Origin of the sequence: Streptomyces sp. NPDC058157 (assembly GCF_042884105.1) — a bacterium.
In the GTDB taxonomy this organism is placed as follows: domain Bacteria; phylum Actinomycetota; class Actinomycetes; order Streptomycetales; family Streptomycetaceae; genus Streptomyces.
This window is the reverse complement of sequence record NZ_JBHVUQ010000022.1, coordinates 21,059-47,896: the sequence shown is the minus strand read 5'-3', so window position 1 is coordinate 47,896 and position 26,838 is coordinate 21,059. Positions and strand designations below refer to the sequence as shown.

27 protein-coding genes are annotated in these 26,838 nt (G+C 73.2%); 19 read left to right on the top strand and 8 right to left on the bottom strand.

The annotated features are described in order from the left end of the window. Positions 1-27: 27 nt before the first annotated feature. Positions 28-957 carry a DMT family transporter gene (locus ACFVXK_RS08405; RefSeq protein ID WP_389610733.1) on the bottom strand — a complete coding sequence of 310 codons (930 nt, stop codon included), beginning with the start codon at positions 955-957 and terminating at the stop codon, positions 28-30. Between ACFVXK_RS08405 and ACFVXK_RS08400 the strand changes: the two genes are divergently transcribed. From ACFVXK_RS08400 to ACFVXK_RS08370, 7 genes are all read left to right on the top strand, one after another. Then, the gene (locus tag ACFVXK_RS08400) at positions 956-2,395 is read left to right on the top strand and encodes a PLP-dependent aminotransferase family protein (RefSeq protein WP_389610732.1); all 1,440 of its coding nucleotides are present in this window, start codon (positions 956-958) and stop codon (positions 2,393-2,395) included. The two genes, ACFVXK_RS08405 and ACFVXK_RS08400, sit on opposite strands and share 2 nt — an antisense overlap. A 62-nt stretch (positions 2,396-2,457) precedes the next feature. Continuing rightward, on the top strand, positions 2,458-3,222 hold the full coding sequence (locus ACFVXK_RS08395; RefSeq protein WP_389610731.1) for an N-acetyltransferase: 765 nt from the start codon (positions 2,458-2,460) through the stop codon (positions 3,220-3,222). A gap of 119 nt (positions 3,223-3,341) precedes the next feature. Continuing rightward, positions 3,342-4,370: an N-acetyl-gamma-glutamyl-phosphate reductase gene (gene argC, locus ACFVXK_RS08390; RefSeq protein ID WP_389610730.1), complete on the top strand. Its 1,029-nt coding sequence runs from the start codon at positions 3,342-3,344 to the stop codon at positions 4,368-4,370. Then, positions 4,367-5,524: a bifunctional glutamate N-acetyltransferase/amino-acid acetyltransferase ArgJ gene (argJ, locus tag ACFVXK_RS08385; protein WP_389610729.1), complete on the top strand. Its 1,158-nt coding sequence runs from the start codon at positions 4,367-4,369 to the stop codon at positions 5,522-5,524. The genes argC and argJ overlap by 4 nt, the downstream gene beginning before the upstream one ends. Further along, a complete protein-coding gene (gene argB / locus ACFVXK_RS08380) occupies positions 5,521-6,444 on the top strand; it encodes an acetylglutamate kinase (RefSeq protein ID WP_389610728.1) in 924 nt (307 codons plus the stop codon). Before argJ ends, argB begins: the two co-directional genes overlap by 4 nt. Further along, a complete protein-coding gene (locus tag ACFVXK_RS08375) occupies positions 6,441-7,631 on the top strand; it encodes an acetylornithine transaminase (RefSeq protein ID WP_389610727.1) in 1,191 nt (396 codons plus the stop codon). Before argB ends, ACFVXK_RS08375 begins: the two co-directional genes overlap by 4 nt. A gap of 7 nt (positions 7,632-7,638) precedes the next feature. Then, a complete protein-coding gene (locus ACFVXK_RS08370) occupies positions 7,639-8,178 on the top strand; it encodes an arginine repressor (protein WP_079425174.1) in 540 nt (179 codons plus the stop codon). Between the two features lie 9 nt (positions 8,179-8,187). Here ACFVXK_RS08370 and ACFVXK_RS08365 read toward each other — a convergent pair whose 3' ends face one another. Continuing rightward, entirely contained in the window at positions 8,188-8,874 is a 687-nt protein-coding gene (locus ACFVXK_RS08365) for a L,D-transpeptidase (protein ID WP_389610748.1), read from the bottom strand. Between the two features lie 251 nt (positions 8,875-9,125). Continuing rightward, complete coding sequence (locus ACFVXK_RS08360) at positions 9,126-10,667, bottom strand: hypothetical protein (protein ID WP_389610726.1); 1,542 nt, start codon at positions 10,665-10,667, stop codon at positions 9,126-9,128. Positions 10,668-10,927: 260 nt separating this feature from the next. Here ACFVXK_RS08360 and argH point away from each other — a divergent pair, with 260 nt between their 5' ends. Then, on the top strand, positions 10,928-12,355 hold the full coding sequence (argH, locus tag ACFVXK_RS08355; RefSeq protein WP_389610725.1) for an argininosuccinate lyase: 1,428 nt from the start codon (positions 10,928-10,930) through the stop codon (positions 12,353-12,355). 75 nt (positions 12,356-12,430) lie between these two features. On the opposite strand, the gene ACFVXK_RS08350 is transcribed toward argH, so the two are convergent. Both ACFVXK_RS08350 and ACFVXK_RS08345 read right to left on the bottom strand, forming a co-directional pair. Next, complete coding sequence (locus ACFVXK_RS08350; RefSeq protein ID WP_389610724.1) at positions 12,431-12,850, bottom strand: hypothetical protein; 420 nt, start codon at positions 12,848-12,850, stop codon at positions 12,431-12,433. 200 nt (positions 12,851-13,050) lie between these two features. Beyond that, positions 13,051-13,557, bottom strand: a complete 507-nt coding sequence (locus ACFVXK_RS08345) for an HAD domain-containing protein (RefSeq protein WP_389610723.1) — start codon at positions 13,555-13,557, stop codon at positions 13,051-13,053. Positions 13,558-13,647: 90 nt separating this feature from the next. On the opposite strand from ACFVXK_RS08345, the gene ACFVXK_RS08340 reads away from it, so the two are divergent. The 3 genes from ACFVXK_RS08340 to ACFVXK_RS08330 all read left to right on the top strand — a co-directional run bounded on the left by ACFVXK_RS08340 (position 13,648) and on the right by ACFVXK_RS08330 (position 17,306). Beyond that, complete coding sequence (locus ACFVXK_RS08340) at positions 13,648-14,196, top strand: TetR/AcrR family transcriptional regulator (protein WP_389610722.1); 549 nt, start codon at positions 13,648-13,650, stop codon at positions 14,194-14,196. Further along, positions 14,196-15,740: an MFS transporter gene (locus ACFVXK_RS08335; protein ID WP_389610721.1), complete on the top strand. Its 1,545-nt coding sequence runs from the start codon at positions 14,196-14,198 to the stop codon at positions 15,738-15,740. The genes ACFVXK_RS08340 and ACFVXK_RS08335 overlap by 1 nt, the downstream gene beginning before the upstream one ends. Before the next feature lie 69 nt (positions 15,741-15,809). Continuing rightward, positions 15,810-17,306: a membrane-associated oxidoreductase gene (locus tag ACFVXK_RS08330; RefSeq protein WP_389610720.1), complete on the top strand. Its 1,497-nt coding sequence runs from the start codon at positions 15,810-15,812 to the stop codon at positions 17,304-17,306. A 7-nt stretch (positions 17,307-17,313) separates the two neighbouring features. On the opposite strand, the gene ACFVXK_RS08325 is transcribed toward ACFVXK_RS08330, so the two are convergent. Then, complete coding sequence (locus tag ACFVXK_RS08325) at positions 17,314-17,943, bottom strand: lysophospholipid acyltransferase family protein (protein WP_389610719.1); 630 nt, start codon at positions 17,941-17,943, stop codon at positions 17,314-17,316. Between the two features lie 288 nt (positions 17,944-18,231). On the opposite strand from ACFVXK_RS08325, the gene ACFVXK_RS08320 reads away from it, so the two are divergent. The 3 genes from ACFVXK_RS08320 (at position 18,232) to ACFVXK_RS08310 (ending at position 20,530) form a co-directional block, all read left to right on the top strand. Further along, positions 18,232-19,392, top strand: a complete 1,161-nt coding sequence (locus ACFVXK_RS08320; RefSeq protein WP_389610718.1) for a glycerophosphodiester phosphodiesterase — start codon at positions 18,232-18,234, stop codon at positions 19,390-19,392. Positions 19,393-19,465: 73 nt separating this feature from the next. Continuing rightward, positions 19,466-19,987: an RNA polymerase sigma factor gene (locus ACFVXK_RS08315; RefSeq protein WP_389610717.1), complete on the top strand. Its 522-nt coding sequence runs from the start codon at positions 19,466-19,468 to the stop codon at positions 19,985-19,987. A gap of 36 nt (positions 19,988-20,023) precedes the next feature. Then, positions 20,024-20,530, top strand: a complete 507-nt coding sequence (locus tag ACFVXK_RS08310) for a GNAT family N-acetyltransferase (protein WP_079425151.1) — start codon at positions 20,024-20,026, stop codon at positions 20,528-20,530. Between the two features lie 34 nt (positions 20,531-20,564). Here ACFVXK_RS08310 and ACFVXK_RS08305 read toward each other — a convergent pair whose 3' ends face one another. Further along, positions 20,565-20,981 (bottom strand): hypothetical protein, encoded by a 417-nt coding sequence (locus ACFVXK_RS08305; protein ID WP_389610716.1) that lies wholly within the window; start codon positions 20,979-20,981, stop codon positions 20,565-20,567. After that, complete coding sequence (locus ACFVXK_RS08300; protein WP_389610715.1) at positions 20,974-21,342, bottom strand: hypothetical protein; 369 nt, start codon at positions 21,340-21,342, stop codon at positions 20,974-20,976. Before ACFVXK_RS08300 ends, ACFVXK_RS08305 begins: the two co-directional genes overlap by 8 nt. A gap of 573 nt (positions 21,343-21,915) precedes the next feature. Here ACFVXK_RS08300 and ACFVXK_RS08295 point away from each other — a divergent pair. The 5 genes from ACFVXK_RS08295 to cbiE all read left to right on the top strand — a co-directional run bounded on the left by ACFVXK_RS08295 (position 21,916) and on the right by cbiE (position 26,834). Then, a complete protein-coding gene (locus ACFVXK_RS08295) occupies positions 21,916-22,983 on the top strand; it encodes a methionine ABC transporter ATP-binding protein (RefSeq protein ID WP_389610714.1) in 1,068 nt (355 codons plus the stop codon). After that, entirely contained in the window at positions 22,980-23,648 is a 669-nt protein-coding gene (locus ACFVXK_RS08290; protein WP_079425143.1) for a methionine ABC transporter permease, read from the top strand. The genes ACFVXK_RS08295 and ACFVXK_RS08290 overlap by 4 nt, the downstream gene beginning before the upstream one ends. A gap of 116 nt (positions 23,649-23,764) precedes the next feature. Next, the gene (locus ACFVXK_RS08285; RefSeq protein WP_389610713.1) at positions 23,765-24,628 is read left to right on the top strand and encodes a MetQ/NlpA family ABC transporter substrate-binding protein; all 864 of its coding nucleotides are present in this window, start codon (positions 23,765-23,767) and stop codon (positions 24,626-24,628) included. Between the two features lie 190 nt (positions 24,629-24,818). Beyond that, positions 24,819-25,559, top strand: a complete 741-nt coding sequence (locus ACFVXK_RS08280) for a GNAT family N-acetyltransferase (RefSeq protein ID WP_389610712.1) — start codon at positions 24,819-24,821, stop codon at positions 25,557-25,559. Positions 25,560-25,619: 60 nt separating this feature from the next. Further along, complete coding sequence (gene cbiE / locus ACFVXK_RS08275) at positions 25,620-26,834, top strand: precorrin-6y C5,15-methyltransferase (decarboxylating) subunit CbiE (protein WP_389610711.1); 1,215 nt, start codon at positions 25,620-25,622, stop codon at positions 26,832-26,834. Positions 26,835-26,838: the final 4 nt, after the last annotated feature.

Genomic DNA, 26,838 nt, shown 5'->3' with positions numbered 1-26,838 from the left:
GTGCCAGTAGTTTAGGCCGATCCAGGGCTATTTGACCCGTTGGGTCACGGTGATGCAGACCAGCACCGCCCCGGCGGCCAGCGGTGTCGCCGGGGACAGCCGCTCGCCCAGCAGCGCCACCGACCAGACCAGGGTCAGCAGGGGCTGGGCGAGCTGGAGCTGGCTGGCGCGGGGAGCCCCGATCGCGGCCATGCCGCGGTACCAGACGTAGAGCCCGAGGAAGGTCGAGCCGGCCGCCGCCCACAGCAGGCCGGCGGCTCCGTGCCAGGTCAGGTGTACCGGCTCGGCCGCGAGCCCGAGCACGGAGCCGGCCAGCGCGAGCGGCAGGCACAGCACCAGGGCCCAGCCGATCACCTGCCAGCCCGGCATCAGCCGGGCCAGGCGGCCGCCCTCCGTGTAGCCGGCCGCGCAGACCAGCAGTGCCCCGAACAGGTAGGCGTCCCCGGCGGAGGGGGCGCCGCCGCTCTGGGCCAGGGTGAAGGCCAGGACCACCAGGGCCCCGGCGGCGGCCGCCGCCCAGAAGGCCCGCGGGGGCCGGGTGCCGGTGCGCAGGGCCGACAGGGCGGCCGTCGTCAGCGGGAGCAGGCCCACCACGACGGCGGCGTGCGAGGTGGTGGAGGTCCGCAGGGCGAGCGTGGTCAGCAGCGGGAAGCCCACCACCACCCCGCCGGCGACGACGGCCAGCCCCGCCCAGTGCGTACGGGCCGGCAGCGGGACCCGCCCGGCGAGCAGGAAGCCGCCCGCGACGACCGCGGCCAGGGCGCTGCGCAGGGCCACGAGCGACCAGGGGCCGAAGCTCTCCAGGCCCCAGGCGGTGGCGGGGAAGGTCAGCGAGAAGGCCACCACCCCGAGGAGGGCGAGGGCGGTGCCGCGGCGGTCCTCTCCCCGGGCCGCGCTGTGGCCCCCCACCTGGACTGCTATCGGGGTCGGGCGAGTAGCGCTATTCTGTGCTGTCATGTATGAGCGTAGCAGTGTGGCGGAACTGGCGGAATCCCTCCGATCCGAGCTCGACCGCTACCCGGCAGGTGGAAAGCTCCCGTCGAGCCGGGCCCTGGTCGAGCGCTTCCGCGTCAGCCCCGTCACCGTCTCCCGGGCCCTCGCGCAGCTCGCGGCCGAGGGGCTCGTGGTCACCCGGCCGGGCGCCGGTGCGTACCGCGCCCACCCGCGCGCCTCCGGCCTCACGCACGGGGACACCTCCTGGCAGGAGGTCTCCCTCAGCGCCGAGGGCGCCGGGGAGGTGGTCCCGCGCTCCGTGGACGCCTCCGGGCTGCTGTCCTCGCTGGCCGCCACCCCGCCCGGGGTCATCGAGCTCAACGGCGGCTACCTCCACCCCTCGCTCCAGCCCGAGCGCGCCATGGCCGCCGCCCTGGCCCGGGCCGGGCGCCGCCCCGGGGCCTGGGGGCGGCCCCCGCTGGAGGGGCTGCCCGAGCTGCGCGACTGGTTCGCCCGGGAGATCGGGGGCGCCGTCGGGGCCCTGGGGGCCGCCGACGTGATGATCACCGCCGGCGGGCAGAGCGCCCTGACCACCGCCCTGCGGGCGCTGGCCCCGCCGGGTGCCCCCGTCCTGGTGGAGTCGCCCACCTACCCCGGGCTGCTGGCCATCGCCCGCGCCTCCGGCTGCCGGCCGGTGCCCGTCCCGACGGACGCCGACGGGGTCCGGCCGGAGCTGCTGGCCGCCGCGTTCGAGGCCACCGGAGCGCGGGTCTTCGTCTGCCAGCCGCTGTTCCAGAACCCCACCGGGGCCGTGCTGTCCGCCGAGCGGCGGCCCGAGGTGCTGCGGATCGCCCGGGCCGCCGGGGCGTTCGTGATCGAGGACGACTACGCCCGCAACCTCGCCCACGAGGACGCCGGCCCGCTGCCCGCGGCCCTGGCCGCCGAGGACGCCGACGGCATCGTCGTCCACGTGCGCTCCCTGACCAAGGCCACCTCGCCCAGCCTGCGCGTCGGCGCCCTCGCGGCCCGCGGCCCGGTACTGGACCGGCTGCGCGCCATCCAGGTGGTGGACAGCTTCTTCGTACCCCGCCCGCTCCAGGAGGCCGCCCTCGAACTGGTCGGCGCGCCCGCCTGGCCGCGCCACCTGAGGGCCGTCGCCGCCGAGCTGCGCCACCGCCGCGACGTCCTCGCCGGGGCCCTGCGGCGCGAGCTGCCCGGGGTGGAGCTGCCGCACCTGCCGCGCGGGAGCTACCAGCTGTGGGTCCGGCCCCCGGGCGGCGGCGACGACGCGGAGTTCGCGGCGGCGGCCCTGCGCGCCGGGGTCGCGGTCGCGCCCGGCCGGCCGTACTTCTGCGCCGAGCCGCCGGCCGCGTACGTCCGGATGAGCTTCGCCGGGGTCTCCGGACCCGGGGAGCTGGTGGAGGCCGTCCAGCGGCTGCGCGGGGGACTGCTCTGGCCCTGACCTGCTGCGGCGCGGTCAAACCCGGTTGAACGCGGCCGCGGCGCGCCCCTAGCCTGCCGCCCATGACCGAGACAGTGATCACCTCCCTCGCCCGCCGCCCCGAACTGGCCGCCCGGCTCTGGGACATGCGGGACTCCTGGCCGGTGTTCACCCAGCACGACTCCGTGGCCTGGCTGCTCTACCCGCGCCTGGTCACGGAGTTCCCCGAGTACGTGTTCATCGCCACCGACGGCGACGAGGTCGTGGCGCGGGCCTTCAGCGTGCCCTTCGCGCTGCACTGCGACGGGCGCGGCGGGGCGCTGCCCGCCCAGGGCTGGGACCGGGTCCTGATGTGGGCCTTCTCCGACCTGCGGCGGGGGGTGCGCCCCGACACCGTCAGCGCCCTGGAGATCTCCGTCGCCGCCGGCCGCCAGGGTCAGGGGCTCTCCGGACGGATGCTGGCCGCGATGCGCGAGGGCGCCCGGGCCGCCGGGTTCGCGGAGGTCGTGGCCCCGGTCCGGCCCAGCGGCAAGCCCGCCGAGCCCGAGACCCCGATGTCCGAGTACGCGTACCGCACCCGCGAGGACGGCCTCCCGTATGACCCGTGGCTGCGGGTCCACATCCGGGCCGGGGCGGTCATCGACTCGGTGGCCCCGCTGTCGATGACCGTCACCGGCTCCCTCGACCAGTGGCGGGCGTGGACCGGCCTGCCCTTCGACGAGCCCGGGCAGGTCCGCGTGCCCGGCGCGCTGAGCCTCGTCCACTGCGAGCCGGAACACGACTACGCGGTCTACGTGGAACCGAACGTCTGGGTCCGCCACCCCCTGGAGCCCGCGTCCGGCGTCTGAACGGGCACCCGCTTGAACGGGCCGGATACGAGAGGGACCGTGGAGGGGACGGACCCCGGTAGGGCTTTGCATAAACCTGCATAGCTACGTATAGTCATGCCATCGAAGAGGAGGGTCCGATGGTGGTACGTGTAGCGGTGGCCGGGGCGAGCGGATACGCGGGCGGTGAGGTCCTGCGCCTGCTGCTCTCCCACCCCGAGGTGGAGATCGGCGCGCTGACCGGCCACTCCAACGCCGGACAGCTCCTCGGCAGCCTGCAGCCGCACCTGGTCCCCCTCGCCGGCCGGACCCTGGAGCCGACCACGGCCGAGGTCCTCGCCGGCCACGACGTCGTCTTCCTCGCGCTGCCGCACGGGCAGTCCGCGGCCGTCGCCGCCGAACTCGGCGACGAGGTCCTCGTCGTCGACATGGGCGCCGACCACCGGCTGAAGGACTCCGCCGACTGGGACCGCTTCTACGGCGCCCCGCACGCCGGGACCTGGCCCTACGGCCTCCCCGAGCTCCCCGGCGCCCGGGCCGCCCTGGCCGGCACCAGGCGCATCGCCGTGCCCGGCTGCTTCCCCACCGCCGTCTCGCTCGCGCTCTACCCCGCCTACCAGGCGCGCCTCGCCGAGCCCGACGCCGTGGTCGTCGCCGCCACCGGCACCTCCGGCGCGGGCAAGGCCCTCAAGGCGCACCTGCTCGGCTCCGAGGTCATGGGCACCGTGACCCCCTACGGCGTCGGCGGCGTCCACCGCCACACCCCCGAGATGGTGCAGAACCTCTCCCCCCTCGCCGGGGAGAAGGTCTCCGTCTCCTTCACCCCCACCCTCGTGCCCATGCCGCGCGGCATCCTCGCCACCTGCTCGGCCAAGGCCCGCCCCGGCACCACCGCCGAATCGCTGCGCGCCGCCTACGAGAAGGCGTACGCGGACGAGACCTTCGTCCAGCTGCTCCCCGAGGGCGTCTGGCCGACCACCAAGGCGGTGTACGGCTCCAACTCCGTACACCTCCAGGTCGCCTACGACGAGTCCGCGCAGCGGGTCATCGCCATCAGCGCCATCGACAACCTGACCAAGGGCACCGCCGGCGGCGCGGTGCAGAGCATGAACATCGCCCTCGGCTTCCCCGAGGCGACGGGACTTTCCACGATCGGAGTGGCACCGTGAGCGTCACGGCAGCACAGGGATTCACGGCGGCGGGCATCGCCGCCGGGATCAAGGCGAACGGCAACCCCGACCTGGCCCTCGTGGTCAACAACGGGCCGCGACTGGCCGCCGCCGGCGTGTTCACCTCCAACCGCGTCAAGGCCGCGCCGGTCCGCTGGTCCGAGCAGGTCCTGCGCGGCGGCACGGTCAGCGCCGTCGTCCTCAACTCCGGCGGCGCCAACGCCTGCACCGGCCCCAAGGGCTTCCAGGACACCCACGCCACCGCCGAGAAGGTCGCCTCCGTCCTCGGCGGCGAGCACAACGCCGGCGAGATCGCCGTCGCCTCCACCGGCCTGATCGGCCTCCTCCTCCCGATGGACAAACTGCTGCCCGGCGTCGAGACGGCCGCCGCCGCCCTCTCCGCCGACGGCGGCGAGGCCGCGGCCATCGCCATCAAGACCACCGACACCGTGCACAAGACGGCCACGGCCGGCCAGGACGGCTGGACCGTCGGCGGCATGGCCAAGGGCGCGGGCATGCTCGCCCCGGGCCTGGCCACCATGCTCGTCGTCCTCACCACCGACGCCGACCTGGACGCCGCCGCCCTCGACAAGGCGCTGCGCGACGCCACCCGTACCACCTTCGACCGGGTCGACTCCGACGGCTGCATGTCCACCAACGACACCGTCCTGCTGCTCGCCTCCGGCGCCTCCGGCCAGGCCCCGGCGTACGAGGACTTCGCCGCCGCCGTCCGCACCGTCTGCGACGACCTGGCCCGCCAGCTCATCGGCGACGCCGAGGGCGCCAGCAAGGACATCCGCATCGAGGTGATCGGCGCGGCCAGCGAGGAGGACGCGGTCGAGGTCGGCCGGTCCATCGCCCGCAACAACCTGCTCAAGTGCGCCATCCACGGCGAGGACCCCAACTGGGGCCGGGTGCTGTCCGCCATCGGCACCACGAAGGCCGCCTTCGACCCGGACCGGCTGAACGTCGCCATCAACGGCGTCTGGGTCTGCAGGAACGGCTCGGTCGGCGAGGACCGCGACCTGGTCTCCATGAAGGACCGCGAGGTGCGCATCACCGCGGACCTGTCCACCGGCTCCGAGTCGGCGGTCGTCTGGGCCAACGACCTGACGGCCGAGTACGTCCACGAGAACAGCGCGTACTCCTCATGAGCGCCGCGAGGAAGCACACCGCGCTGCCCAAGGCACAGACCCTCATCGAGGCCCTGCCCTGGCTCACCCGCCACAACGGCAAGATCGTCGTCATCAAGTTCGGCGGCAACGCCATGATCGACGAGGACCTGAAGGCGGCCTTCGCCCAGGACGTGGTCTTCCTGCGCCAGGCCGGCCTGAAGCCCGTCGTGGTCCACGGCGGCGGCCCGCAGATCAAGGCCCAGCTCGCCAAGGAGGGCCTGGTCAGCGAGTTCAAGGCGGGCCTGCGCGTCACCACGCCCGAGGCGATGGACATCGTCCGGATGGTGCTGGCCGGGCAGGTCCAGCGCGAGCTGGTCGGACTGCTCAACCAGCACGGCCCGCTCGCCGTCGGCATGACCGGCGAGGACGCCCACACCATCACCGCCACCCAGCACAAGCCGGAGATCGAGGGCGAGCTCGTCGACATCGGCCGGGTCGGGGAGATCACCTCCATCGACACCGGGGCGATCGAGGCCCTCCTCGCGGACGGCCGGATCCCGGTCATCTCCTCCATCGCCCGCAGCGCCGACGACGGCCACGTCTACAACATCAACGCCGACACCGCGGCCGCCGCCCTGGCCGCCGCGCTGGGCGCCGAGACGCTGATGGTCCTCACCGACGTGGAGGGCCTCTACGCGGACTGGCCCAACAGCGACGAGGTGATCAGCCGGCTCACCGTCAGCGAGCTGGAGAAGCTGCTGCCCGAGCTGTCCAGCGGCATGGTGCCCAAGATGGAGGGCTGCCTGCACGCCGTGCGCGGCGGCGTCCCCACGGCCCGCGTCCTCGACGGACGCGTCCCGCACTCCATCCTGCTGGAGATCTTCACCGACCAGGGCATCGGCACGATGGTCCTGCCCGACCCGCAGCCCGGAACACCGCAAGGGGGAGCAGCACAGTGACGCACAACGAGGAGTACGCCGCCCGCTGGCAGGGCGCGCTCACCGACAACTACGGCACCCCGGCGGTGGCCCTGGTGCGCGGCGAGGGGGCCCAGGTCTGGGACGCCGACGGCAAGCAGTACACCGACTACGTCGGCGGCATCGCGGTCAACGCCCTCGGCCACGCCCACCCGGCGATCGTCGGGGCCGTCACCACGCAGGTGAAGACCCTGGGCCACGTCTCCAACCTCTTCGCCTCTGAGCCGGTCCTCGCCCTCGGCGAGCGGCTGCTCCAGCTGTTCGGCCGCGAGGGCCGGGTCTTCTTCTGCAACTCCGGTACGGAGGCGGTCGAGGCCGTCTTCAAGATCGGTCGGCTCACCGGGCGGACCCACATGGTCGCCACCGACGGCGGCTTCCACGGCCGGACCATGGGCGCCCTCGCCCTCACCGGCCAGCCGAAGAAGCAGGAGCCCTTCCTGCCCCTGCCCGGCGACGTCACCCACGTCCCCTACGGCGACGTCGAGGCCCTGCGGGCCGCCGTCACCGAGGAGACCGCCCTCGTCCTCATCGAGCCGGTCCAGGGTGAGAACGGCGTGGTCGTCCCGCCCGCCGGCTACCTGACGGCCGCCCGCGAGATCACCCGGGCCACGGGTACCCTGCTCGCCCTCGACGAGGTCCAGACCGGCATCGGCCGCTGCGGCACCTGGTTCGAGTACCAGCAGCACGAGGGCGTCGACCCCGACCTGGTCACCCTCGCCAAGGGCCTCGGCGGCGGCCTGCCCATCGGCGCCGTCGCCGCTTTCGGCCCGACCGCCGGGCTCCTGCGGCCGGGGCAGCACGGCACCACCTTCGGCGGGAACCCGGTCGCCTGCGCCGCCGGCCTCGCGGTGATCGACACCATCGCCAACGACGGACTCCTCGACCGGGTCAAGGCCCGCGGCGAGCGGCTGCGCTCCGGAATCGAAGCTTCCGGTCATGGGCTGGTCTCCCACGTCCGCGGCTCGGGTCTACTGCTGGGTATCGTCTTGACGGAGCCCCTCGCACCGAAGGTGCAGCTGGCGGCTCAGCAGGCCGGATTCCTGGTCAACGCGCCCGCCCCCGACGTGGTACGGCTGATGCCCCCGTTCGTCATCACCGAGGCCGAGGTGGACGCGTTCGTCCGGGCACTTCCCGGCATCCTCGACGAAGCGGGACGATCCGGAGAATGAGACGACGATGAGCCAGGCGCAGGAACACGAGCAGAACGGCGGCCCCTCCGTTCCGCAGACCCGCACCGCCCGCCACCGCCGGATCGTGGACATCCTCAACCGGCAGCCGGTCCGCTCCCAGAGCCAGCTGGCCAAGCTGCTCGCCGACGACGGGCTGAGCGTCACCCAGGCGACGCTCTCCCGCGACCTCGACGAGCTGGGCGCGGTGAAGATCCGCAACACCGGCGGCGAGCTGATCTACGCGGTCCCCAGCGAGGGTGGCTTCCGCACCCCGCAGGCCCCGCTCGGCGAATCGGCGAAGGAGGAGCGCATGCGGCGCCTCTCCGGCGAGTTGCTGATCTCGGCGGAGGCCTCCGCGAACCTCGTGGTCCTGCGCACGCCGCCGGGAGCGGCGCAGTTCCTCGCCTCGGCCATCGACCAGGCCGAACTCCACGCCGTCCTCGGCACCATCGCGGGCGACGACACCCTGATGCTCATCAGCCGCGACCCCTCCGGCGGCCAGGCCCTGGCCGACCACATGCTGCGCCTGGCGCAGAAGGAGGGCTAGGCCCTGTCGTCAGTACCGGGTCACGGCCAGTGGGCCGTCCTCGGTACCGATGGCGATGTGCGGGGCGCGGCGCGGGTTCGCCCAGCGCAGCAGCTCGCGCATCGCGCCCTCCGGCACCGAGACGCAGCCTGCGGTGGCTCCCCTGCCGTTCACGTGCAGGAAGATGCCCGCGCCCCGGCCGCGTACGGGGTGCTCGTAGTTGAAGCCGACGACCAGCGCGTGCGCGTACTGCTCCCCGTACGCGGCCAGGTGCTCGGACTCGCCCGGCGCGCAGTCGGCGGGCAGCGGCTCCGTCCAGCGGTTGTAGGCGGCGGAGGCGTTGTCCTGGCACCACCACGAACGGTCCGTCACCCGCCGGTAGGCGTACGCCGTCCCGGCCGGGGCGCGGGCGGTGCCGAAGGCGTACGGCAGGTCGTACAGGCCGGCCGGGGTGGTGTTCGTGCCCTGGGTCCGGGTGGCCCCCTCGGTCAGGCCGTTCGCCCCGAACCGCGCGGGCGCCCGCCCGGCCTCGTACCAGTGGCCGGCGCGCCGGTCCCACCAGGTCAGCAGGCCCGTGGTCGACCCGGGCGCGGGGGCGACGGCGGTGATCAGCTGGCTGCCGCCGCCGGTGTCGGCGAGCCGTTCGGGCAGCGGGCCGGGGCCGTGCGGCCACAGCCCGGTGAGGACCAGCGACCCGGCGATGAGAGCGTTGCGCAGCACAGGTCAGACGGTAGGGGCCGACGGGGCCCGCGGCGGCGCGGACAGACCGACGGAACCCGATCGGACGAGCCCGCCCGCGCGAGCGCACCCCTCGGCGCGCGTCCGCCCGGCGCAGCCGCGTCGTCCCACCCGCCCGGCGCACCCGTCGGGGCGTGTACCGGCGCGGGGCCACTGGGGGGCCCGCCCGTGCGGGGGCCGGCGCGTCGGCCTCCCGCGCCGCGTGGGGTCGGGTGGGCCGGATGGCGGGGTCAGGGGCGGGAGTCCCGGAGCGGGAGGTTCCGGGGGGAGGGGGCCAGCCGTAGTTCGAGGACGCCCAGCAGGTCCGCCGCCCGCGCCAGCAGCCCGCCCAGCTCGGCCTGGGCCGCCGCGCCCTCGTCCAGGGTCGCGAGCCAGTTCCAGCCGGCCACCCGCTGCCGTGCGCGGCGCCGCGTGCCGAGGTCGGAGTCGTCCAACAGGGCCACGGAAGCCCGCAGTTCGGCACTTCCGCCCCGGCCCTCCAGCAGCCGGAAGGCGGCCCTGCGGGTGTGCGGGCGCCACTCGGGCCCGGTACGGGCGGCCAGCGCGGCCGTGTCCAGCCTCCGGGCCACCGGCATCAGGTGGAGCGCGGCCTCGCGGGCCACCGGGGCCGACGGGTCCTCCAGCAGCGGCAGGAGCTGCCCGTCCTCCAGGACCGCGCCCGCCCGCCGGAGCCCGGCCAGGGCGGCTGCCCGTACCGGTCCGGCGGGGTGGGCCAGCAGGCCGTGCAGCAGCGCCCGGTCGATCGGCTCCGCCACCTCGCAGTAGCCCGCCACCGCGTACCCGCTCACCCGCCCCGGGTCGGCGAGGAGCGCCCGGTAGCGGGCGTGCGGGTCCCCGCCGTCCTGGCGCACCAGCCAGCGGGCGCAGGCGCGCACCGATCCCGCCCGGTCGGCGAGGTACCGGTCGGCCTCCGCCGCCCGCCCGGCCCGGCGCAGGGCGGTGACCCCGGCGGCCCGGACGGCCGGGAAGCGCGAGCCCAGCAGGGCGTCGACCGTCCCGTCGTCCGGCCCGTCCCCGGCCATCGCCGCCAGGGCGGCGTCGGTCCACATCCGGGCGGCCACCGGATCCGGCTCGGCGGCGGCCCGCCGGGCGAGCTCCCGCGCCCCGTACCGCCCGGCGGCGAGGGCCACCCGGGCGGCGAAGCGGCGGGTCGGCAGGTCGGTGCTCCGGCCCAGCCGCTCCAGCGTCGCCCCGCGCTGCCCGGGCGTCAGCGAGTTCCAGCTCCAGGTCGTCGAGGGCAGCCCGGGGCGCCACCACGCGGCGAGGGAGGAGTACCGGCCGCCCAGGGCGGCCTCCAGCTGCTCCACCGCCCAGCCGCCGTGCTCGCGCCCGCCCAGCCGCAGCGTGAGCGGGGTGAGGGCCGCGAGTGCGAGGGCGGGGTCGTCGGCCACCGGCAGGTTCAGCGCCCGGCGGGCCCGGTCCCGGGTGCGGACCGGGTGGTGGGCCAGCACCCGGCCCAGCACCCGGCGGGCGCGCTCGCGCACGGGCGGGGCCCAGTCGGCGCACCGGATCAGGACGAGCTGCGCGGGCGGGTTGCGCCACGCGGCGAGCGCCGACGCGCGGATCCGCCCGTCGGGGTGGCACAGCCGCGCCTCCAGCCGGTCGACGGACACCCCCTGGAACCGCTGGAGGCGGCGCACCTCCCGGTCGAAGGCGATCCACGCCTCCGGCCCGTTCCCGAGCAGCCGGCCGGCCACCGGCGCGGTGTGCCCGTACACCATCTCCCGGGCCACGCTCCGCCCCCGGGCCGCGTCCTCGGCCGCGCTCCACATACGCCCTCCCCTGCTGGATCCGCCCCCGATCGTAGGCGGTGGCCCACGGTCCCGCCCGCGATATACGGCCTGGTCAGCGCCGTGGGGGAAGGGCTTGATTGACGAAACATACGGAGCAATGCATAGTTATGCTTGTTCTTGCCGTGGACCGCCGCGCGTCGCGACCCCGCCTGAATCGTTCGACGCTGTACCCGGACGGCCTCCCCGCAACCTCCGCGGCGGGGAGGCCGGCCACTTCCACCTCATGAGGAGCAGTAGCTGTGAGCAGCAACAACGGTGACGTCCGGCTCTGGGGCGGCCGGTTCGCCGACGGCCCTTCGGAGGCCCTCGCGAAGCTGTCCGCGTCGGTCCACTTCGACTGGCGCCTGGCGCCCTACGACATCGCCGGCTCCCGCGCCCACGCCCGCGTGCTCGCCAAGGCGGGCCTGCTCACGGCCGAGGAGCTCGACCGCATGATCGCGGGCCTCGACCGGCTGGAGGCCGACGTGGCCGACGGCTCCTTCGTGGGCACCGTCGCCGACGAGGACGTGCACACCGCCCTGGAGCGGGGCCTGCTGGAGCGGCTCGGCCCCGACCTCGGCGGCAAGCTGCGGGCCGGGCGCTCGCGCAACGACCAGGTGGCCACCCTCTTCCGGATGTACCTGCGCGACCACGCGCGGATCATCGGCGGCCTGGTCGCCGACCTCCAGGACGCCCTCGTCGGGCTGGCGGAGGCGCACCCGGACGTGGCGATGCCGGGCCGGACCCACCTCCAGCACGCCCAGCCCGTCCTCTTCGCCCACCACGTCCTCGCGCACGTGCAGTCCCTCTCCCGGGACGCCGAGCGGCTGCGCCAGTGGGACACCCGCACCGCCGTCTCCCCGTACGGCTCGGGCGCCCTGGCCGGTTCCTCGCTCGGCCTGGACCCGGAGGCGGTCGCCGCCGACCTGGGCTTCGAGCGCGGCTCGGTGGGCAACTCGATCGACGGCACGGCCTCGCGCGACTTCGTCGCCGAGTTCGCCTTCGTCACCGCGATGATCGGGATCAACCTCTCCCGGATCGCCGAGGAGATCATCCTGTGGAACACGAAGGAGTTCTCCTTCGTCACCCTCCACGACGCCTTCTCCACCGGCTCCTCGATCATGCCGCAGAAGAAGAACCCGGACATCGCGGAGCTCGCCCGCGGCAAGTCGGGCCGCCTCATCGGCAACCTGACCGGCCTGCTGGCCACGCTCAAGGCGCTGCCGCTGGCCTACAACCGCGACCTCCAGGAGGACAAGGAGCCCGTCTTCGACTCCTGCGACACCCTCGAGGTCCTGCTCCCGGCCTTCACCGGGATGATGGCCACCCTCACGGTCCACCGCGAGCGGATGGAGGAGCTGGCCCCGGCGGGCTTCTCCCTGGCGACCGACATCGCGGAGTGGCTGGTCAAGCAGGGCGTCCCCTTCCGGGTGGCGCACGAGGTGGCCGGCGAGTGCGTCAAGGTCTGCGAGGCCGAGGGCATCGAGCTCGACGAACTCACCGACGCCCAGTTCGCGAAGATCTCGGAGCACCTGACCCCCGAGGTCCGCACCGTCCTCAACGTCCCCGGCGCCCTGGCCTCCCGCAACGGCCGCGGCGGCACCGCCCCGTCGGCGGTGGCGGTCCAGCTCACCGAGCTGAAGGCCGACCTGGTCATCCAGCATGCCTGGGCGGTCCACAAGCAGTAGTCGAACGCCGCTACGCCCGGAGGGGCGGTACGGACCCACGCGGGCCCGTACCGCCCCTCCGGCGTGTGCGGGGGATCAGCAGACGACGGTGATCGAGAACGGCCGGTCGCTGTCGACTGCCGCGGTGCCGCCGGCGGACGGCGTCGCGGTGCGGATGAAGAGGGTGTTGCCGTTCACCTGGCCGACCAGGATCGAGGAGCTGCCCGGGCCCGGGTCGTTGCCGCCGTTGGTGTTGATCGTGCCGAGCAGCGCGCAGCCGTTCAGGCTGGAGGAGGTGCTGATGTTGTAGCGGCCGATGCCGAACTTGTTGATGCCCGTGACGCCCTGGCCGCCGAGGAACTGGCCGTTTGCGGTGACCTTGGCCCAGGCCGTGGTGGTGGCCAGGGACTGGGACGGGAGCCTCGGCTCGGCCGACGCGGTGGACGCGGCGACCGCGCCGCCGACGGCGAGCGCCACGGCGGCGGCCCCGAGGACCAGCTTCTTCGATCCGTTCATGGAACATCTCCCCTGCGGAATCAATGGAGCGCAATGCGGTGACCTGTGCGGGCGGCCCACCCCGGGAAGGGCTCGCCGGGAAGGACTCTCCCGGCTCCGGGGGCAGCGGCGAAAGCCCTGGCGGCAGCGGGTCACTCCAAATGATCAAGCTGCGCATCAACGCCTGCGGATGCGGGGAGTAGTCACCGAATGGCGTACGGTCACCGGGCCGCCGCCCAGTCCGCCAGCGCGTCGAAGTCCGGCCGGGTCAGGCCGATCCGTTCGTCCACGTACATCAGCAGCGCGTGCGCCGGGTGGAGCTGCTGGACGTATTCGCGGTCCATGGCCGTGATGTCGTCGTCGATCCAGGCGAACGGCCGCGCGCCCGCGTACTCCAGGACGTACTGCGTCTTCCAGAACGTGCCGCGCGGCGCCCGGCCGTGCATCACCGGCCAGTCGATGAACGGCAGTCGCGGCAGCCCCAGGTGCGGGCCTATCCAGTCGTTGGCCTCGTCCTTCCAGGTGGTGGCCCAGACCAGCTCGTACGCGTCGGCCAGCGCGAGCAGTTCGGTCCCGTGGCCGGGGTTGAGCCAGACCCGCAGCGGCTTGCCCTCGGTGAAGCCCGTGGGGCGCATGCGGTGGGTGGTGTAGCCCTCGGGGCGGCGCTGGGCCTTGGCCGCGTAGGGGTTCAGCGGTCCGTCGACGTCGATCAGCAGCAGTGGCTTCATGGGCGTACTTTTCCTCCCCGGCCGCCGGTCCGGCAGCCGATTTTTCCTTGGAATGAGACATTGACGTCTCATTTGAGGTATGGTTGTCTCATGGCCATGGATCGTGACCAGGTGCTCCGCGACGCGGCGGCCCTGCTCTCCCGCAAATCGACCGCGACGATGGACGAGGTGGCCCGCGCCGCCGGAATCGGCCGGGCGACCCTCCACCGGCACTTCGCCGGGCGCGACGCCCTCGTGAAGGCCCTCGAAGAACTCGGCATCCGCTGCTTCGAGATCGCCTTCGACCGGGCCCGCCTGGACGAGGGCACCGCCGTGGAGGCGCTGCGCCGCCTCGTCGCCGAGACCGAGCCCGACGCCCGGCTGCTGGCCTTCCTCGTCACCGAGAACCAGCTGTTCGAGGGCGACCAGGTCAACGAGGGCTGGGCCCGCCTCGACGCCCGCGTCGGCGACCTCTTCCGGCGCGGCCAGCGGGAGGGCGACATCCGGATCGACCTGAGCGCCGCCTGGCTCACCGAGGCCCTCTACGGCCTCGTCGGATCCTGCGCCTGGGCCGTCATGGACGGCCGGGTCGCGGCCAAGGACTTCCAATTCATGATCACCGAGTTGCTGCTCGGTGGCGTACGACGGAGTGTGGAGTGATGACCAGAACCGAACAGCTGAACCGGCAGACGGGGGCGGAGGGGAGGAGCCGCGGACGCTGGCTGGCCCTGTCCGTACTCGTCCTGGCCGTACTGCTGGTCGCGGTCGACGCCACCGTCCTCGGCCTCGCCACCCCCTCCCTCAGCGAGGACCTCAAGCCGTCCGGCACCCAGCTGCTGTGGATCGGCGACATCTACTCCTTCGTCATCGCCGGCCTGCTCGTCTCCATGGGCTCCCTCGGCGACCGCATCGGCCGCAAGAAGCTGCTGCTGATCGGGGCCACCGCCTTCGGGGCCGTCTCCGTCCTGAACGCCTACGCCACCAGCCCCGAGATGATGATCGTGGCCCGGGCGCTGCTCGGCGTCGCCGGCGCCACCCTGATGCCGTCCACCCTCGCGCTGATCCGCAACATCTTCCACGACCCCAAGGAGCGCAGCCTCGCCATCGGCATCTGGGGCGCCACCGCCTCCGCCGGCGCGGCCGTCGGACCGGTCGTCGGCGGAGCCCTGCTCCAGCACTTCTGGTGGGGCTCTGTCTTCCTGATCAACCTGCCCGTGATGGCCGTCCTGGTCGTCGTCGGCGTCAAGCTGCTCCCCGAGTCCAAGAACCCGGTCGCCGGTCCCTGGGACCTGTTCAGCGTCGCGCTCTCCCTGGTCGGCGTCATCGGCGTGGTCTACGCCGTCAAGGAAGTCGCCACCCACGGCGTGACCTGGGGCGTCGCGGTCGCCGCCGTCATCGGTGCGGGCTGCCTGTACGCCTTCGTGCGCCGCCAGTTCACCCTGCCCTCGCCGCTGCTCGACATGCGGCTGTTCAAGCACCGGGGCTTCTCCGGCGCGGTCCTCGCCGACCTGCTGACCGTCTTCGGCCTCTCCGGCCTGGTCTTCTTCCTCTCCCAGTTCCTCCAGCTGGTCCAGGGCCGCGACCCCCTGGAGGCGGGCCTGGCCGAACTGCCCGCCGCCGTCGGCGCGGTCGTCACCGGCCTGGTCGCCGGCCGGTACGCCCGCCGCTACTCGGTCCGGGTCATCGTGGCCGGCGGTCTGGCCGCCATCGGCCTGGCGCTGGCCGCCCTCACCCTGATCCACCAGAACAGCGGCTACCCGCTGCTCGGGGCCTCCCTGCTCGTCGTCGGCCTCGGCGCCGGCTTCTCCTTCACCGTCACCGCCGACGTGATCCTCTCCAGCGTGCCCAAGGAGCAGGCCGGCTCGGCCTCGGCCGTCTCCGAGACCGCCTACGAGCTCGGCGCCGCCCTCGGCATCGCCCTCCTCGGCTCCATCGTCACCGGCGTCTACCAGGGCTTCACCGCCCCGGCCTCGGTCCCGGGCCCGGTGGCCGACGCGGCCCACGAGTCCCTCGGCGGGGCCGTCGAAGCCGCCCGGGCCGTGGACCCGCAGACCGCCCACACCATGGTCGGCGCGGCCCAGGAGGCCTTCGTGGACGGGCTGCGGCTCGCCTCCGGCGTCGGCGCGGCCGTCCTGCTCGCCACCGCGGTGGCGGCCTGGTTCCTGCTGAAGGGGCAGGAGCTCCAGGACGGCGTCGAGCACTGACGTCACACCAGGGGCGGGGACCCCGGCGGGAGTTGACAGCCCGTCGGGGCTCGGGACACCATCCCCGCGATGGAGATCACCGACCTGACCCCTGCCGAACGCCGTATACGGGACGCCTTCCCGCGCGGTGAAGGCGTCGACTTCCGCGAGGGCCCCGACGAGGACGCCGCCGAGGGGCACGGCTGGGGTCCCGAGCGGACCGTGCGCGCCGAGGTGCTCGCCGCCCTCCTGCTCGGCAGTCCCGGTGTCGTGGGCCAGGTCGCCGAACTCAACGTCAAGGGCGTCCGGATCACCGGGAAGCTCAACCTCAAATACGCCGACGTCGAGCACGCGATCCGGCTCCGCGGCTGCTGGTTCGAACGCAAACCCCAGCTGTTCGGCGCCCGGCTGCGGGCCGTCGCCTTCACCGGCTCGGCGCTGCCCGGCCTCACGGCCTCCACCGTCGGCGTCGACCTGGCCCTCAGGCTGACCGGCTGCCGCTTCACCGGCCCGGTCCGGCTCGCCGGGGCGCGGATCGCCGGCAGCCTCTTCCTCCAGGACGCGGTGATCCGGCCCACCGCCCCCACCGCCGAGGCCCGGGCCGACGCCGACGAGCCGGACGAGCCCCCGCTCCAGCTCGAGCACGCCGAGATAGGCACCGACATCGTGGCCGACGGGCTCACCGTCCACGGCCAGCTCCGCCTCAACGGCGCCACCGTCGCCGGACAGGTCAGCCTCGACCGGGCCAGGCTCCTCGCCCCCGGCGGGATCGCCCTGCACGCCGAGACCGTCTCCGTCGGCACCGACCTGCGCGGCCACCGGCTGCACGCCGAGGGAATGGTCAACCTCACCGGCGCCCGCGTCCCCGGCCAGCTGATGCTCACCCGCGCCCGCCTCGCCAACCCCGGCGGAGTGGCCCTGCGCGCCAGCAGCTGCGCCATAGGGGAGCTGTGGCTGCGCAAGTGCCCGCCCGTCGACGGCATCGTCAACCTGCGCCGCAGCCAGCTGGACATGCTCTACGCCGAACCGGACACCTGGCCGCCCGTGGTCCGCACCGAGGGGCTCAGCTACCGGGTGCTCCACCCGCTCCTGCCCGCAGCGCAGCGGCTCCCGCTGCTGGAGCGCGAGGAGTCCGGCTACCTGCCCTACGCCTACGAGCAGCTCGCGGCCGCCTACCGGACCGTCGGCGACGAGACCGCCGCCCGCGACGTCCAGCTCGCCAAGCTCCGGCGGCACCGGCACACGCGGCCCCGGCACGCCCGCCTGTGGGGCCTCCTGCAGGACGTGACCGTCGGCTACGGCTTCCGGCCGCTGCGCGCGGCGGGCTGGCTCCTGCTGCTCGTCCTGACCGGCTCGATCGCGTACGGGCTGCACCACCCGAGGCCGTTGAAGGCGGGGGAGGCCCCCGACTTCAACCCGGTCTTCTACACGATCGACCTGCTGCTGCCGATCATCGGCTTCGGCCAGGAGGAGGCCTTCGCGCCGTCCGGCTGGTACCAGTGGCTGTCGTACCTGCTGGTCGTGACCGGCTGGATCCTCGCCACCACCACGGCGGCGGGCGTCAGCCGGTCACTCCAGCGCCAGTAGGAGCGGCTCAGGCGGCCTTCGCCTTGGTCGCGTACATGTCCACGTACTCCTGGCCCGACAGGCGCATGACCTCGGCCATCACCGAGTCGGTGACGGCGCGCAGCACGTAGCGGTCGCGGTCCATGCCCTCGTAGCGGGAGAACTCCATCGCCTCGCCGAAGCGGATGGTGACCCGGCCCGGGCGGATCATGCCCTTGCCGCCGGGCTGGAGCTTGTCGGTGCCGATCATCGCGAACGGGACCACGGGGGCGCCCGTCATCAGGGTGAGGCGGGCGATGCCGGTGCGGCCGCGGTAGAGCCGGCCGTCGGGGGAGCGGGTGCCCTCGGGGTAGATCCCGAAGATCTTGCCCTCCTCCAGGATCCGGCGGCCGGTCATCAGGGCGGCGACTCCGCCGTTCGCACCGTCGCGGTCGACCGGGATCATGCCGGCGCCGGTGAAGAACCAGGCCATCAGCCGGCCCTTGAGGCCCTTGCCCGTCACGTACTCGTCCTTGCCGATGAAGTGGACCGTGCGGTCGCACACCAGCGGCAGGATCACCGAGTCGATGAAGGTCAGGTGATTGCCCGCCAGGATCACCGGACCGGTGCCCGGAATGCTCTCGATCCCCTCCACGCGGATGCGGACGATCCTGCGCATGACCGAGCCGACGGTGGCTTTGAGGAACCTTGTACGGAACAACGTGAGCCCTCCGGCATCCAAAAGCGGTTTTGCACCACACGGCGGTGGCGCAGGTGAGGACGATACTCGCGGGTCACCCCTGATCGCACATCGGGTTCACGAGGTGGATACGCGGTGTTGACGTGTGTTTCCGCCATGTTCCACGCGACCCCACCCGTCAGCCATCCCCCTTGCCTACCATCGGCTCGCCGTTTTCCAAAAGAAGCCGAGCGCTTAACAAACATTTCCGAACAAGGAGTGGCACTGATGACGCAAGGTGAGACAGCCCGGCGCACCGTCCTGGGAGCAGCGGTCCTCGCGGCCGGAACCGGAATCACCACGCTCACCGCCGGGACCGCCTCCGCGAGCGGCTCCGGACACGGCGAGGGAGGCTACCGCGACCTCCCCGTCCCCCTGGTCATCGGCCACCGCGGCTCCAGCGGCTACCGGCCCGAGCACACCCTCGGCTCCTACCAACTCGCCCTCGACCTCGGCGCCGACGTCGTCGAACAGGACCTCGTCCCCACCAAGGACGGCCACCTGGTCTGCCGCCACGAGAACGAGATCGGCGGCACCACCGACGTCGCCGACCACCCCGAGTTCGCCGGCCGCCGCACCACCAAGACCGTCGACGGGGTCTCCGTCACCGGCTGGTTCACCGAGGACTTCACCCTCGCCGAGCTGCGCACCCTACGCGCCAAGGAGCGCATTCCGGCCATCCGCCAGCGCAACACCCTCTACGACGGCCGCTGGCCCGTCCCCACCTTCGAAGAGGTGCTGCGCTGGGCCGACCGCGAGGGCAAGCGGCGCGGCAAGCGCGTCTGGCTCCACGTCGAGACCAAGCACCCCACCTACTTCCGGGGCCTCGGCCTCGGCCTGGAGGAGCCGCTGGCCGCCCTGCTGCGCCGCTACGGCCGCGCCGGACGGGACGCCGCCGTCTTCCTCCAGTCCTTCGAGCCCTCCAGCATCCAGCGGCTCTCCCGCCTGGTGTCCGCCCCGCGCGTGGTCCTGCTCTCCGCCGCGAACACCCGCCCCTGGGACTTCGAGGTGGCCAAGGACCCCCGCACCGTCGCCGACCTGGTCAAGCCCGAGGGCCTCCAGTGGATCGCCGGCTTCGCCCAGGGCATCGGCCCCACCCTGGACCTCATCGTCCCGCGCACCCCGGACGGCAAGCTCGGCGCACCCACCACCCTCGTGCCCGACGCCCACGCCCGCGGCCTCGTCCTGCACCCCTACACGGCGCGCAACGAGAACACCTTCCTGCCCGCCGAGTACCGCAAGGGCACCGACCCCAACGCCTACGGGGACGCCTTCGGCGCCTTCCGGCGGTACTTCGAGCTCGGCATCGACGCCATCTTCACCGACAACCCCGACACCGGACTCCTCGCCGCCGAGGCCTTCCGCCCCGGACGCGGCGTCAACCACTGACCCCCGGGCCACGTACGGGTGGGCCGGGTCCGGCGGGGAAACCGCCCGGCCCGGCCCCCGCGTCCCGCCCGGCATGGACCTGCGACGCGAACCGGAACTGATCGAGGAACTGCGCCCGCTGCTCTCCGCCGAGGCGGCCGCGGAGGCCCCCGCCGCCGGGGTGGACGCCGCCGACCTGGAACAGGCCGTCTGGGTGCGGCTGCTCGAACAGGGCCCGCCCGGCCCCGGTCCCTCCGGCCGGGCCCGCTGGCTGCGGCGGGCCGTGCGCGCCGAGGCCCGGCTCGCCCGGCGCCGGGCCCGGCGGGAAGTCCCGTACGGGACCGCCCCCGCCCCCACCGCCGAACCCGAGGACGCCCTGCTGCACGGGGAGGCGAACCGCGCCCTCCGATCGGCGGTCGCCCGATTGCCCGGACGCTGCCCCGAGCTGATAGCCGCACTTCTGTCGCCCAGGGACCTCACATACCGTGAAATCGCAGGAGAGTTGGGTATCTCACAAGGAAGTTTGGGGCCGGTACGTTCCCGTTGCCTGGGATGTCTGCGCAGAATGCTCGCCGGAGAGGTTGCGGCTCCTGGCCCTTGGGGAAAGGAGCGGTAGACCAGAGAGCTACCGGTGAGCGGGAGGCATGCGCACATGGGCATGAGCGTGACCATTTCGGCGGCGGCCGCCGAAGACGCCGAGCAGATCTTCAAGCTGCAGTACCTGGCGTTCCAGCGGGAGGCCGAGCTGTACGGCAACTACCTCATCCAGCCGCTCACCCAGTCCCTGGACTCCCTCAAGGAGGAGCTGGCCACGGACACCGTCCTGGTGGCCCGGCTCGGTGACGAAGTGGTCGGCGCGGTGCGCGGCAGCGTCGGCGAGGACGGCACGGCCAGCATCGCCAAGCTGTGCGTCCACCCCCGCCTCCAGGGCCACGGCCTCGGCGCCCGGCTGCTGCGCGCGGTCGAGGAGGCCCTCGCCGGTCACGGCGGCACCACCCGCTTCCGCCTGCACACCGGTCACAAGAGCGAGTCCAACCTGCGGCTCTACCGCAAGGCCGGCTACGCGAAGGTCGGAAACCGCACCGCCTCCGACGGCGTGCACCTGGTGATCCTGGAGAAGGACGCCGAGGTCCCCGCCGACTACACCGTCAGCGCCTGAGTCCTCCGGACCCGCGTCCGCGTCAGCGTCCGCGTCAGCGCTTGGCGCGCAGCCAGAGCATCCCGGTGACCGGAAGGACCACCGGGATGAACAGGTAGCCCATCCCGAAGTCCGACCACACGGTCGCGTCGGGGAAGGCCTCGGGCCGGATCAGCGTCCAGGTCCCGACGGCCAGCACGCCCGCGAGCTCGGCGGCGCAGCACACCAGTGCCGCCCGCCGGGCCCGGTCGCCGCCGCGTACGAGCGAGTACGTGATGAAGGCGTAGACCAGCGCCGCCGCCCCCGACAGGGAGTAGGCCAGCGGCGCCCGGTCGAACTCGGTGGAGATCTGGTACGCCGAACGCGAGACCGCGCCGACCACCATGACCCCGTAGAGCCACACCAGCAGCAGCCCCGGCCCGGAGACCAGCCGCTTGCGGGTTTCCGGCGAGGCGGTCGTCGTGTCAGGCACCGGCGGATCCCCAGATGTCGTAGAGGCGCACTTCCAGCACGGCGAGGACGACCGCGCCCGCGGCCACCGTCACCGAACCCCACTTGGTGCGCTCGGTCAGCGAGAGCAGCCCGGCCGCCGGGACCGCCGCGAAGGCGCCCACCAGGTAGGCCACGAACAGCACCGTGCCCTGTGCGGGCTTCTCGCCCCGGCCCAGCTGGACCAGGCCGACCACCAGCTGGGCCAGTGCCAGCAGGGTCACCACGGCCATGCCGATGAAGTGCCAGTCCTTGGTCGGCTGGTCCCGCCATGCGGCGTGGCCGCACCAGGCGGCGAGGGCGAGGGCGGCCGCACCGAGGGCGGCCGTCAGGGCGTCGAGCATGCTGCGAGGGTATTACGGCCCCCGGGAGCGCCCGTGCGGGGGGCGGTGACGGGGCGCGGAGGGTGGCCTTGGCCACAGCGGGGGTCCCCGCCCGGTGTCGCGCGGGCCGGGCGCCCGGAGCCCGCCCGCCCGTGCCGGGACTGGCCGGGAGGGCTCTCGGGCCGCCCTGGACGGGGTGCCGGAGAGGGCCCCTCTCGTCCGGAATGCGATCGGAATCCGTCCGCTATCCGGACAGCATTGATCGGTGAACCGGCATGTCTGCTTTACTGGGCCCATGACCACGACGAGCAGCCGCACCCTTGCGACCGAGGCGACGATGACGCCCGGTGCTCGTTGTATGTGTCGAATGTGCGCCTTCTGAGGGCCCCTTCCCCCGCGGTCTCGCGCCCCGAAGCGAGACGAGGCGAGCCACTCCGCCGTCCAGGTCACCGCTGATCTGCGTCCCGGACCCGCTTCAGCCCCGCGCACGTGTCGACACGAATCCTTTGTGACGGTTCGACCCGTATCGCGTCCCCAGATGTTTGCCCCGTGCACGGTCCCGCACGCCGTGCACTCGACAGCGACGGAATTCCTGTGATCACCACATCGGGCCTCACGAAGGTCTACCAGTCCCGTGGCCGCGAGGTCACCGCCCTGGACGGCGTCGACCTCCACGTCCGCGAGGGCGAGGTCTACGGCGTCATCGGCCAGAGCGGCGCCGGCAAGTCCTCCCTCATCCGCTGCGTGAACCTGCTGGAACGCCCCACCACCGGCACCGTCACGGTCGACGGCGTCGAGCTCACCGCCCTCGCCGGCCGCGGCCGGCGCGCGGGCAAGGAGCTCCGCGAGGCCCGCAGCCGCATCGGCATGGTCTTCCAGCACTTCAACCTGCTGTCCTCCCGGACCGTCCAGGCCAACATCGAGCTCCCCCTGGAGATCCTCGGCACCGACCGCCGCGAACGCTCCCGCAAGGCCCTGGAGCTCCTCGACCTCGTCGGCCTCGCCGACAAGGCCAAGGCCTACCCCACCCAGCTCTCCGGCGGCCAGAAGCAGCGCGTCGGCATCGCCCGCGCCCTGGCCGGCGACCCCAAGGTGCTCCTCTCCGACGAGGCCACCAGCGCCCTCGACCCCGAGACCACCCGCTCCATCCTCCAGCTCCTGCGCGACCTCAACCGGCAGCTCGGCCTCACCGTCCTGCTCATCACGCACGAGATGGACGTCGTCAAGAGCATCTGCGACTCCGCCGCCCTGATGAAGAGGGGCCGGATCATCGAGTCCGGCACCGTCTCCGAGCTCCTCGCCACCCCCGGCTCCGAGCTCGCCGCCGAACTCTTCCCCGTCAGCGGCGCCGCCACCGGCCCCGAGCACACCGTCGTCGACGTCACCTTCCACGGCGAGGCCGCCACCCAGCCGGTCATCTCCCAGCTGTCCCGCACCTACAACATCGACATCTCGATCCTCGGCGCCGCGATGGACACCGTCGCCGGCCGCCAGATCGGCCGCATGCGCATCGAGCTGCCCGGCCGCTACGAGGACAACGTCGTACCCGTCGGCTTCCTGCGCGAGCAGGGCCTCCAGGTCGACGTGGTCGACGGGACCGCCCCCGCCACGGACGAAATCGACGACGAACTGGCCGAACTGGTCAAGGACGGTGCCAAGTGACCTGGTCCGAGATGCAGCCCCTGCTCACCCAGGGCACGTACGACACCCTCTACATGGTCCTGTGGTCCACCCTGGTGACCGTCCTCGGCGGACTGCCCATCGGCATCCTCCTCGTCCTCACCGACAAGGGCGGCCTCCTGCGCAACCAGCCGCTCAACAAGGCCCTCGGCGTGATCGTGAACATAGGCCGCTCGCTGCCGTTCATCATCCTGCTGATCGCCCTCATCCCGGTCACCACGGCCGTCGTCGGCACCTTCATCGGCCCCACCGCCATGATCGTCCCGCTGGCCATCGGCGCCATCCCCTTCTTCGCCCGGCTCGTCGAGACCGCCGTCCGCGAGGTCGACCACGGCCTGATCGAAGCCGTCGAGTCCATGGGCGGCGGCATCCCGACCCTCGTCGGCAAGGTCCTCCTCCCGCAGGCCCTGCCCTCCCTGGTCGCCGCCGTCACCACCACCGTCATCACCCTCGTCGGCTACTCCGCCATGGCCGGCGCCGTCGGCGGCGAAGGACTCGGCTCCAAGGCCATCACCTACGGCTTCCAGCGCTTCGAGACCGGCTTCATGGTCGCCACCGTCGTGGTCCTGATCGCCCTCGTCACGGTGATCCAGCTGATCGGCGACGGCGTGGTGCGCGTCCTCGCCCGCCGCGGCCGGACAGCCTGAGCCCGCCCCGGGCCGCCCCTGAGTTTCCCCACCCGAGAAAGCCCGCACTTGTCGTGCCTGGGCCACCACCAGCGGATCCCCACCCCGGACCCGCACCCGCAAGAAAGGCACTCTTCGTGCGTAAGAACACCAAGCTCACCGCCATCGCCGCCGCCTCCGCCGCGCTCGCCCTCGGCCTCACCGCCTGCGGCAGCTCCTCGGACCCGTCCTCCACCAAGGCCGACGGCGGCAAGGTCGACGAGAGCAAGCCCCTGGTCATCGCGGCCTCCCCGAGCCCCCACGCCGACATCCTGAACTTCGTCAAGGACAAGCTGGCGGCCAAGGAGGGCCTCAAGCTGGAGGTGAAGGAGTTCACGGACTACGTCCTGCCCAACACCGCCACCGAGCAGGGCCAGGTCGACGGCAACTACTTCCAGCACAAGCCGTACCTCGACGACTTCAACAAGAAGAACGGCACCCACATCGTGCCCGTCGTGAACGTGCACCTGGAGCCCCTCGGCCTCTACTCCAAGAAGGTCAAGGCCCTCACCGACATCAAGGCCGGCCAGACCATCGCCGTCCCCAACGACACCACCAACGAGGGCCGCGCGCTCCAGCTGCTCGCCGCGAACAAGCTGATCACCCTCAAGGACGGCGTCGGCACCAGCGCCAAGCTCTCCGACATCACGGACAAGAAGGGCCTGGAGTTCAAGGAGCTGGAGGCCGCCACGGTCCCGCGCGCCCTGAACGACGTCGACGCCGCCGTCATCAACGGCAACTACGCCCTCGAGGCCAACCTCTCGCCCGCCAAGGACGCCCTGGTCCTGGAGAAGGCCGAGGGCAACCCGTACGCCAACTTCCTGGCGGTCAAGGACGGCAACCAGAACGACCCGCGCATCCAGAAGCTCGCCAAGCTCCTGAACTCCGACGAGGTCAAGAAGTTCATCCAGGACAAGTACCAGGGCTCGGTCATCCCGGCCTTCGGCACCCCGGCCGCCTAAAGAACCGCCGGGCCGGCACCGGATCTCCGGCCCCGCGCGCCCTCCCGGGCACGCGGGGCCGCGGGCTGCCCGGACACGGCCCCGGCCGTGCCCGCTTCCGGGCAGCCCGGCCCTGCACATCCCCGGGCCGATGCTGCATGCTGTGGCCTACGACCCGCCGAAACGGTCCGTCTCAGGCATGGAGCTGCGCATGACTACCACCTTCCCGGACGTCACCATCAGCACGGACCGGCTGGTGCTGCGCCCCTTCGAGGAGGAGGACGTCACCGCGCTCGCCGAGATGATGAACGACGAGCAGGTCACCGCCTGGACCCCGGCACCCCACCCCTACACCCGCGCCGACGCCCGCGCCTGGACCACCGACCGCTCCCACGCCGAACGCACCTCCGGCCGCGGCATCGTCCTCGCCGTCACCGAGTTCCTCACCCACCGCCTCGTCGGCAGTGTCCACCTCCGCGACACCGACTGGCGCACCCGCACCACCGAGATCCGCTACGTCACCGCCCCCTGGGCCCGCGGCGAGGGCTACGCCGCCGAATCCGTCCTCGCCGTCGCCCGCTGGCTCTTTCGCGAGCAGCAGTTCGAGAGACTCGAGCTGCGCACCGCCGCCGGCAACACCGCCGCCCAGCAGGTCGCCCAGAAGATCGGCTGCATCAGCGAAGGCGTCCTGCGCAACGCCTGGACCGTCCGCACCCAGTCCGCCGACGGCGGCTGGGCCGACACCCGCACCGACCTCATCGTCTGGAGCCTGGTCCCCGAGGACCTAGACGACGAGGACGCCGACGCCTTCGACGAGGTGTACGGCGCCTACGAAACCTACGACAGCCACGACAGCCACGACAGCCACGACAGCCACGAGGCCCGCCGGTCCCGCGCCGGGTACCCGGCCCACGCCGTCACCGCGGACCGGCACCGACCCGTGACCAGGTAGTCTCGCAGTGCGCGAACCCGACGAAACTTCGCCTGCCCCCACCCCAGGAGACTGACGACGATGGCCGACCGGGTCACGGTGATCGGCTGGGACGGCTCCCCCCTGACCGCGGCCGCCCGGTCCGCGCTCTCCGCGGCCACCCTCGTGGCCGGCGCCGCCCACCACCTCGCGCTCCCCGAAGTCCCGCCCGGCGCCGAACGCATCCGCCTCGGCAGCCTCGGCCTCGCCGCCCGCCGCATCGCCGGCCACCGCGGCACCGCCGTCGTCCTCGCCGACGGGGACCCCGGCTTCTTCGGCGTCGTCCGCACCCTGCGCGCCCCCGAACACGGCCTGGAAGTAGAGGTCGTCCCCGCCGTCTCCTCCGTCGCCGCCGCCTTCGCCCGCGCCGGGATGCCCTGGGACGACGCCCAGGTCGTCGTCGCCCACCCCCGCACCCTGCGCCGCGCCGTCAACGTCTGCCGGGCCCGCGGCAAGGTCGCCGTCCTCACCTCGCCCGGCGCCGGCCCCGCCGAACTCGCCCTGCTCCTCGAAGGGGTCCACCGGACCTTCGTCATCTGCGAGGAACTCGGCACCGACCGCGAACGCGTCACCGTCCTCACCTCCGACGCCGCCGCCGACCACACCTGGCGCGACCCCAACGTCGTCATCGTCATCGGCGGCGCCGGACACCCCGCCACCGCCGACGCCCCCTGGCTCCTCGGCCAGAACCCCGCCCAGAACCCCGCTGCCGGACGCGGCTGGGCCCGCCCCCACCCCGACCCGGACGCGGGCGAGGGGGAGTCGCCGCAGCTGCGCGCCGCCCAGCTCGCCCGCCTCGGCCCCCGCCCCGGCGACCTCGTCTGGGACATCGGCACCGGCCACGGCGCCCTCGCCGTCGACGCGGCCGCCTTCGGCGCCGCCGTCATCGCCGTCGACGCCGACCCGCGCGCCTGCGAACGCGCAACCGCCGCCGCCCGCAGGCGCGGTGTGCAGATCCAGGTCGTCGCGGGCCGCGCTCCACACGTGCTCGAGAACCTGCCCGAACCCGATGTCGTACGGGTCGGGGGCGGCGGCGCTCCCGTCGTCGCCGCCGTCGCCGACCGCCGCCCCGAACGGATCGTCAGCCACGCCTCCACGCGCGACGAGGCCGAGGCCATCGGACGCACCCTCACCGAACACGGGTACGCCGTCGAATGCGCGCTCCTGCAGTCCGTCGGCCTCGACACCAGGACCTGGGCCGAACAGGAGCGTTCCGTGGTGTTCCTGCTGGCAGCCGAACGCCCCGTGAACCGCTGAGACG

Bases quoted from the DNA above. Each gene is read 5' to 3' on its own strand.
- ACFVXK_RS08405 (WP_389610733.1), bottom strand. From the start codon at position 957: ATGACAGCACAGAATAGCGCTACTCGCCCGACCCCGATAGCAGTCCAG.
- ACFVXK_RS08400 (WP_389610732.1), top strand. From the start codon at position 956: ATGTATGAGCGTAGCAGTGTGGCGGAACTGGCGGAATCCCTCCGATCC.
- ACFVXK_RS08300 (WP_389610715.1), bottom strand. From the start codon at position 21,342: ATGCTCGACGCCCTGACGGCCGCCCTCGGTGCGGCCGCCCTCGCCCTC.
- ACFVXK_RS08340 (WP_389610722.1), top strand. From the start codon at position 13,648: ATGGCCATGGATCGTGACCAGGTGCTCCGCGACGCGGCGGCCCTGCTC.
- ACFVXK_RS08370 (WP_079425174.1), top strand. From the start codon at position 7,639: ATGAGCCAGGCGCAGGAACACGAGCAGAACGGCGGCCCCTCCGTTCCG.
- ACFVXK_RS08360 (WP_389610726.1), bottom strand. From the start codon at position 10,667: ATGTGGAGCGCGGCCGAGGACGCGGCCCGGGGGCGGAGCGTGGCCCGG.
- ACFVXK_RS08310 (WP_079425151.1), top strand. From the start codon at position 20,024: ATGGGCATGAGCGTGACCATTTCGGCGGCGGCCGCCGAAGACGCCGAG.
- ACFVXK_RS08335 (WP_389610721.1), top strand. From the start codon at position 14,196: ATGACCAGAACCGAACAGCTGAACCGGCAGACGGGGGCGGAGGGGAGG.
- ACFVXK_RS08345 (WP_389610723.1), bottom strand. From the start codon at position 13,557: ATGAAGCCACTGCTGCTGATCGACGTCGACGGACCGCTGAACCCCTAC.
- ACFVXK_RS08395 (WP_389610731.1), top strand. From the start codon at position 2,458: ATGACCGAGACAGTGATCACCTCCCTCGCCCGCCGCCCCGAACTGGCC.
- ACFVXK_RS08315 (WP_389610717.1), top strand. From the start codon at position 19,466: ATGGACCTGCGACGCGAACCGGAACTGATCGAGGAACTGCGCCCGCTG.
- ACFVXK_RS08330 (WP_389610720.1), top strand. From the start codon at position 15,810: ATGGAGATCACCGACCTGACCCCTGCCGAACGCCGTATACGGGACGCC.
- ACFVXK_RS08325 (WP_389610719.1), bottom strand. From the start codon at position 17,943: ATGCGCAGGATCGTCCGCATCCGCGTGGAGGGGATCGAGAGCATTCCG.
- cbiE (WP_389610711.1), top strand. From the start codon at position 25,620: ATGGCCGACCGGGTCACGGTGATCGGCTGGGACGGCTCCCCCCTGACC.
- argC (WP_389610730.1), top strand. From the start codon at position 3,342: ATGGTGGTACGTGTAGCGGTGGCCGGGGCGAGCGGATACGCGGGCGGT.
- ACFVXK_RS08350 (WP_389610724.1), bottom strand. From the start codon at position 12,850: ATGAACGGATCGAAGAAGCTGGTCCTCGGGGCCGCCGCCGTGGCGCTC.
- argB (WP_389610728.1), top strand. From the start codon at position 5,521: ATGAGCGCCGCGAGGAAGCACACCGCGCTGCCCAAGGCACAGACCCTC.
- ACFVXK_RS08320 (WP_389610718.1), top strand. From the start codon at position 18,232: ATGACGCAAGGTGAGACAGCCCGGCGCACCGTCCTGGGAGCAGCGGTC.
- ACFVXK_RS08280 (WP_389610712.1), top strand. From the start codon at position 24,819: ATGACTACCACCTTCCCGGACGTCACCATCAGCACGGACCGGCTGGTG.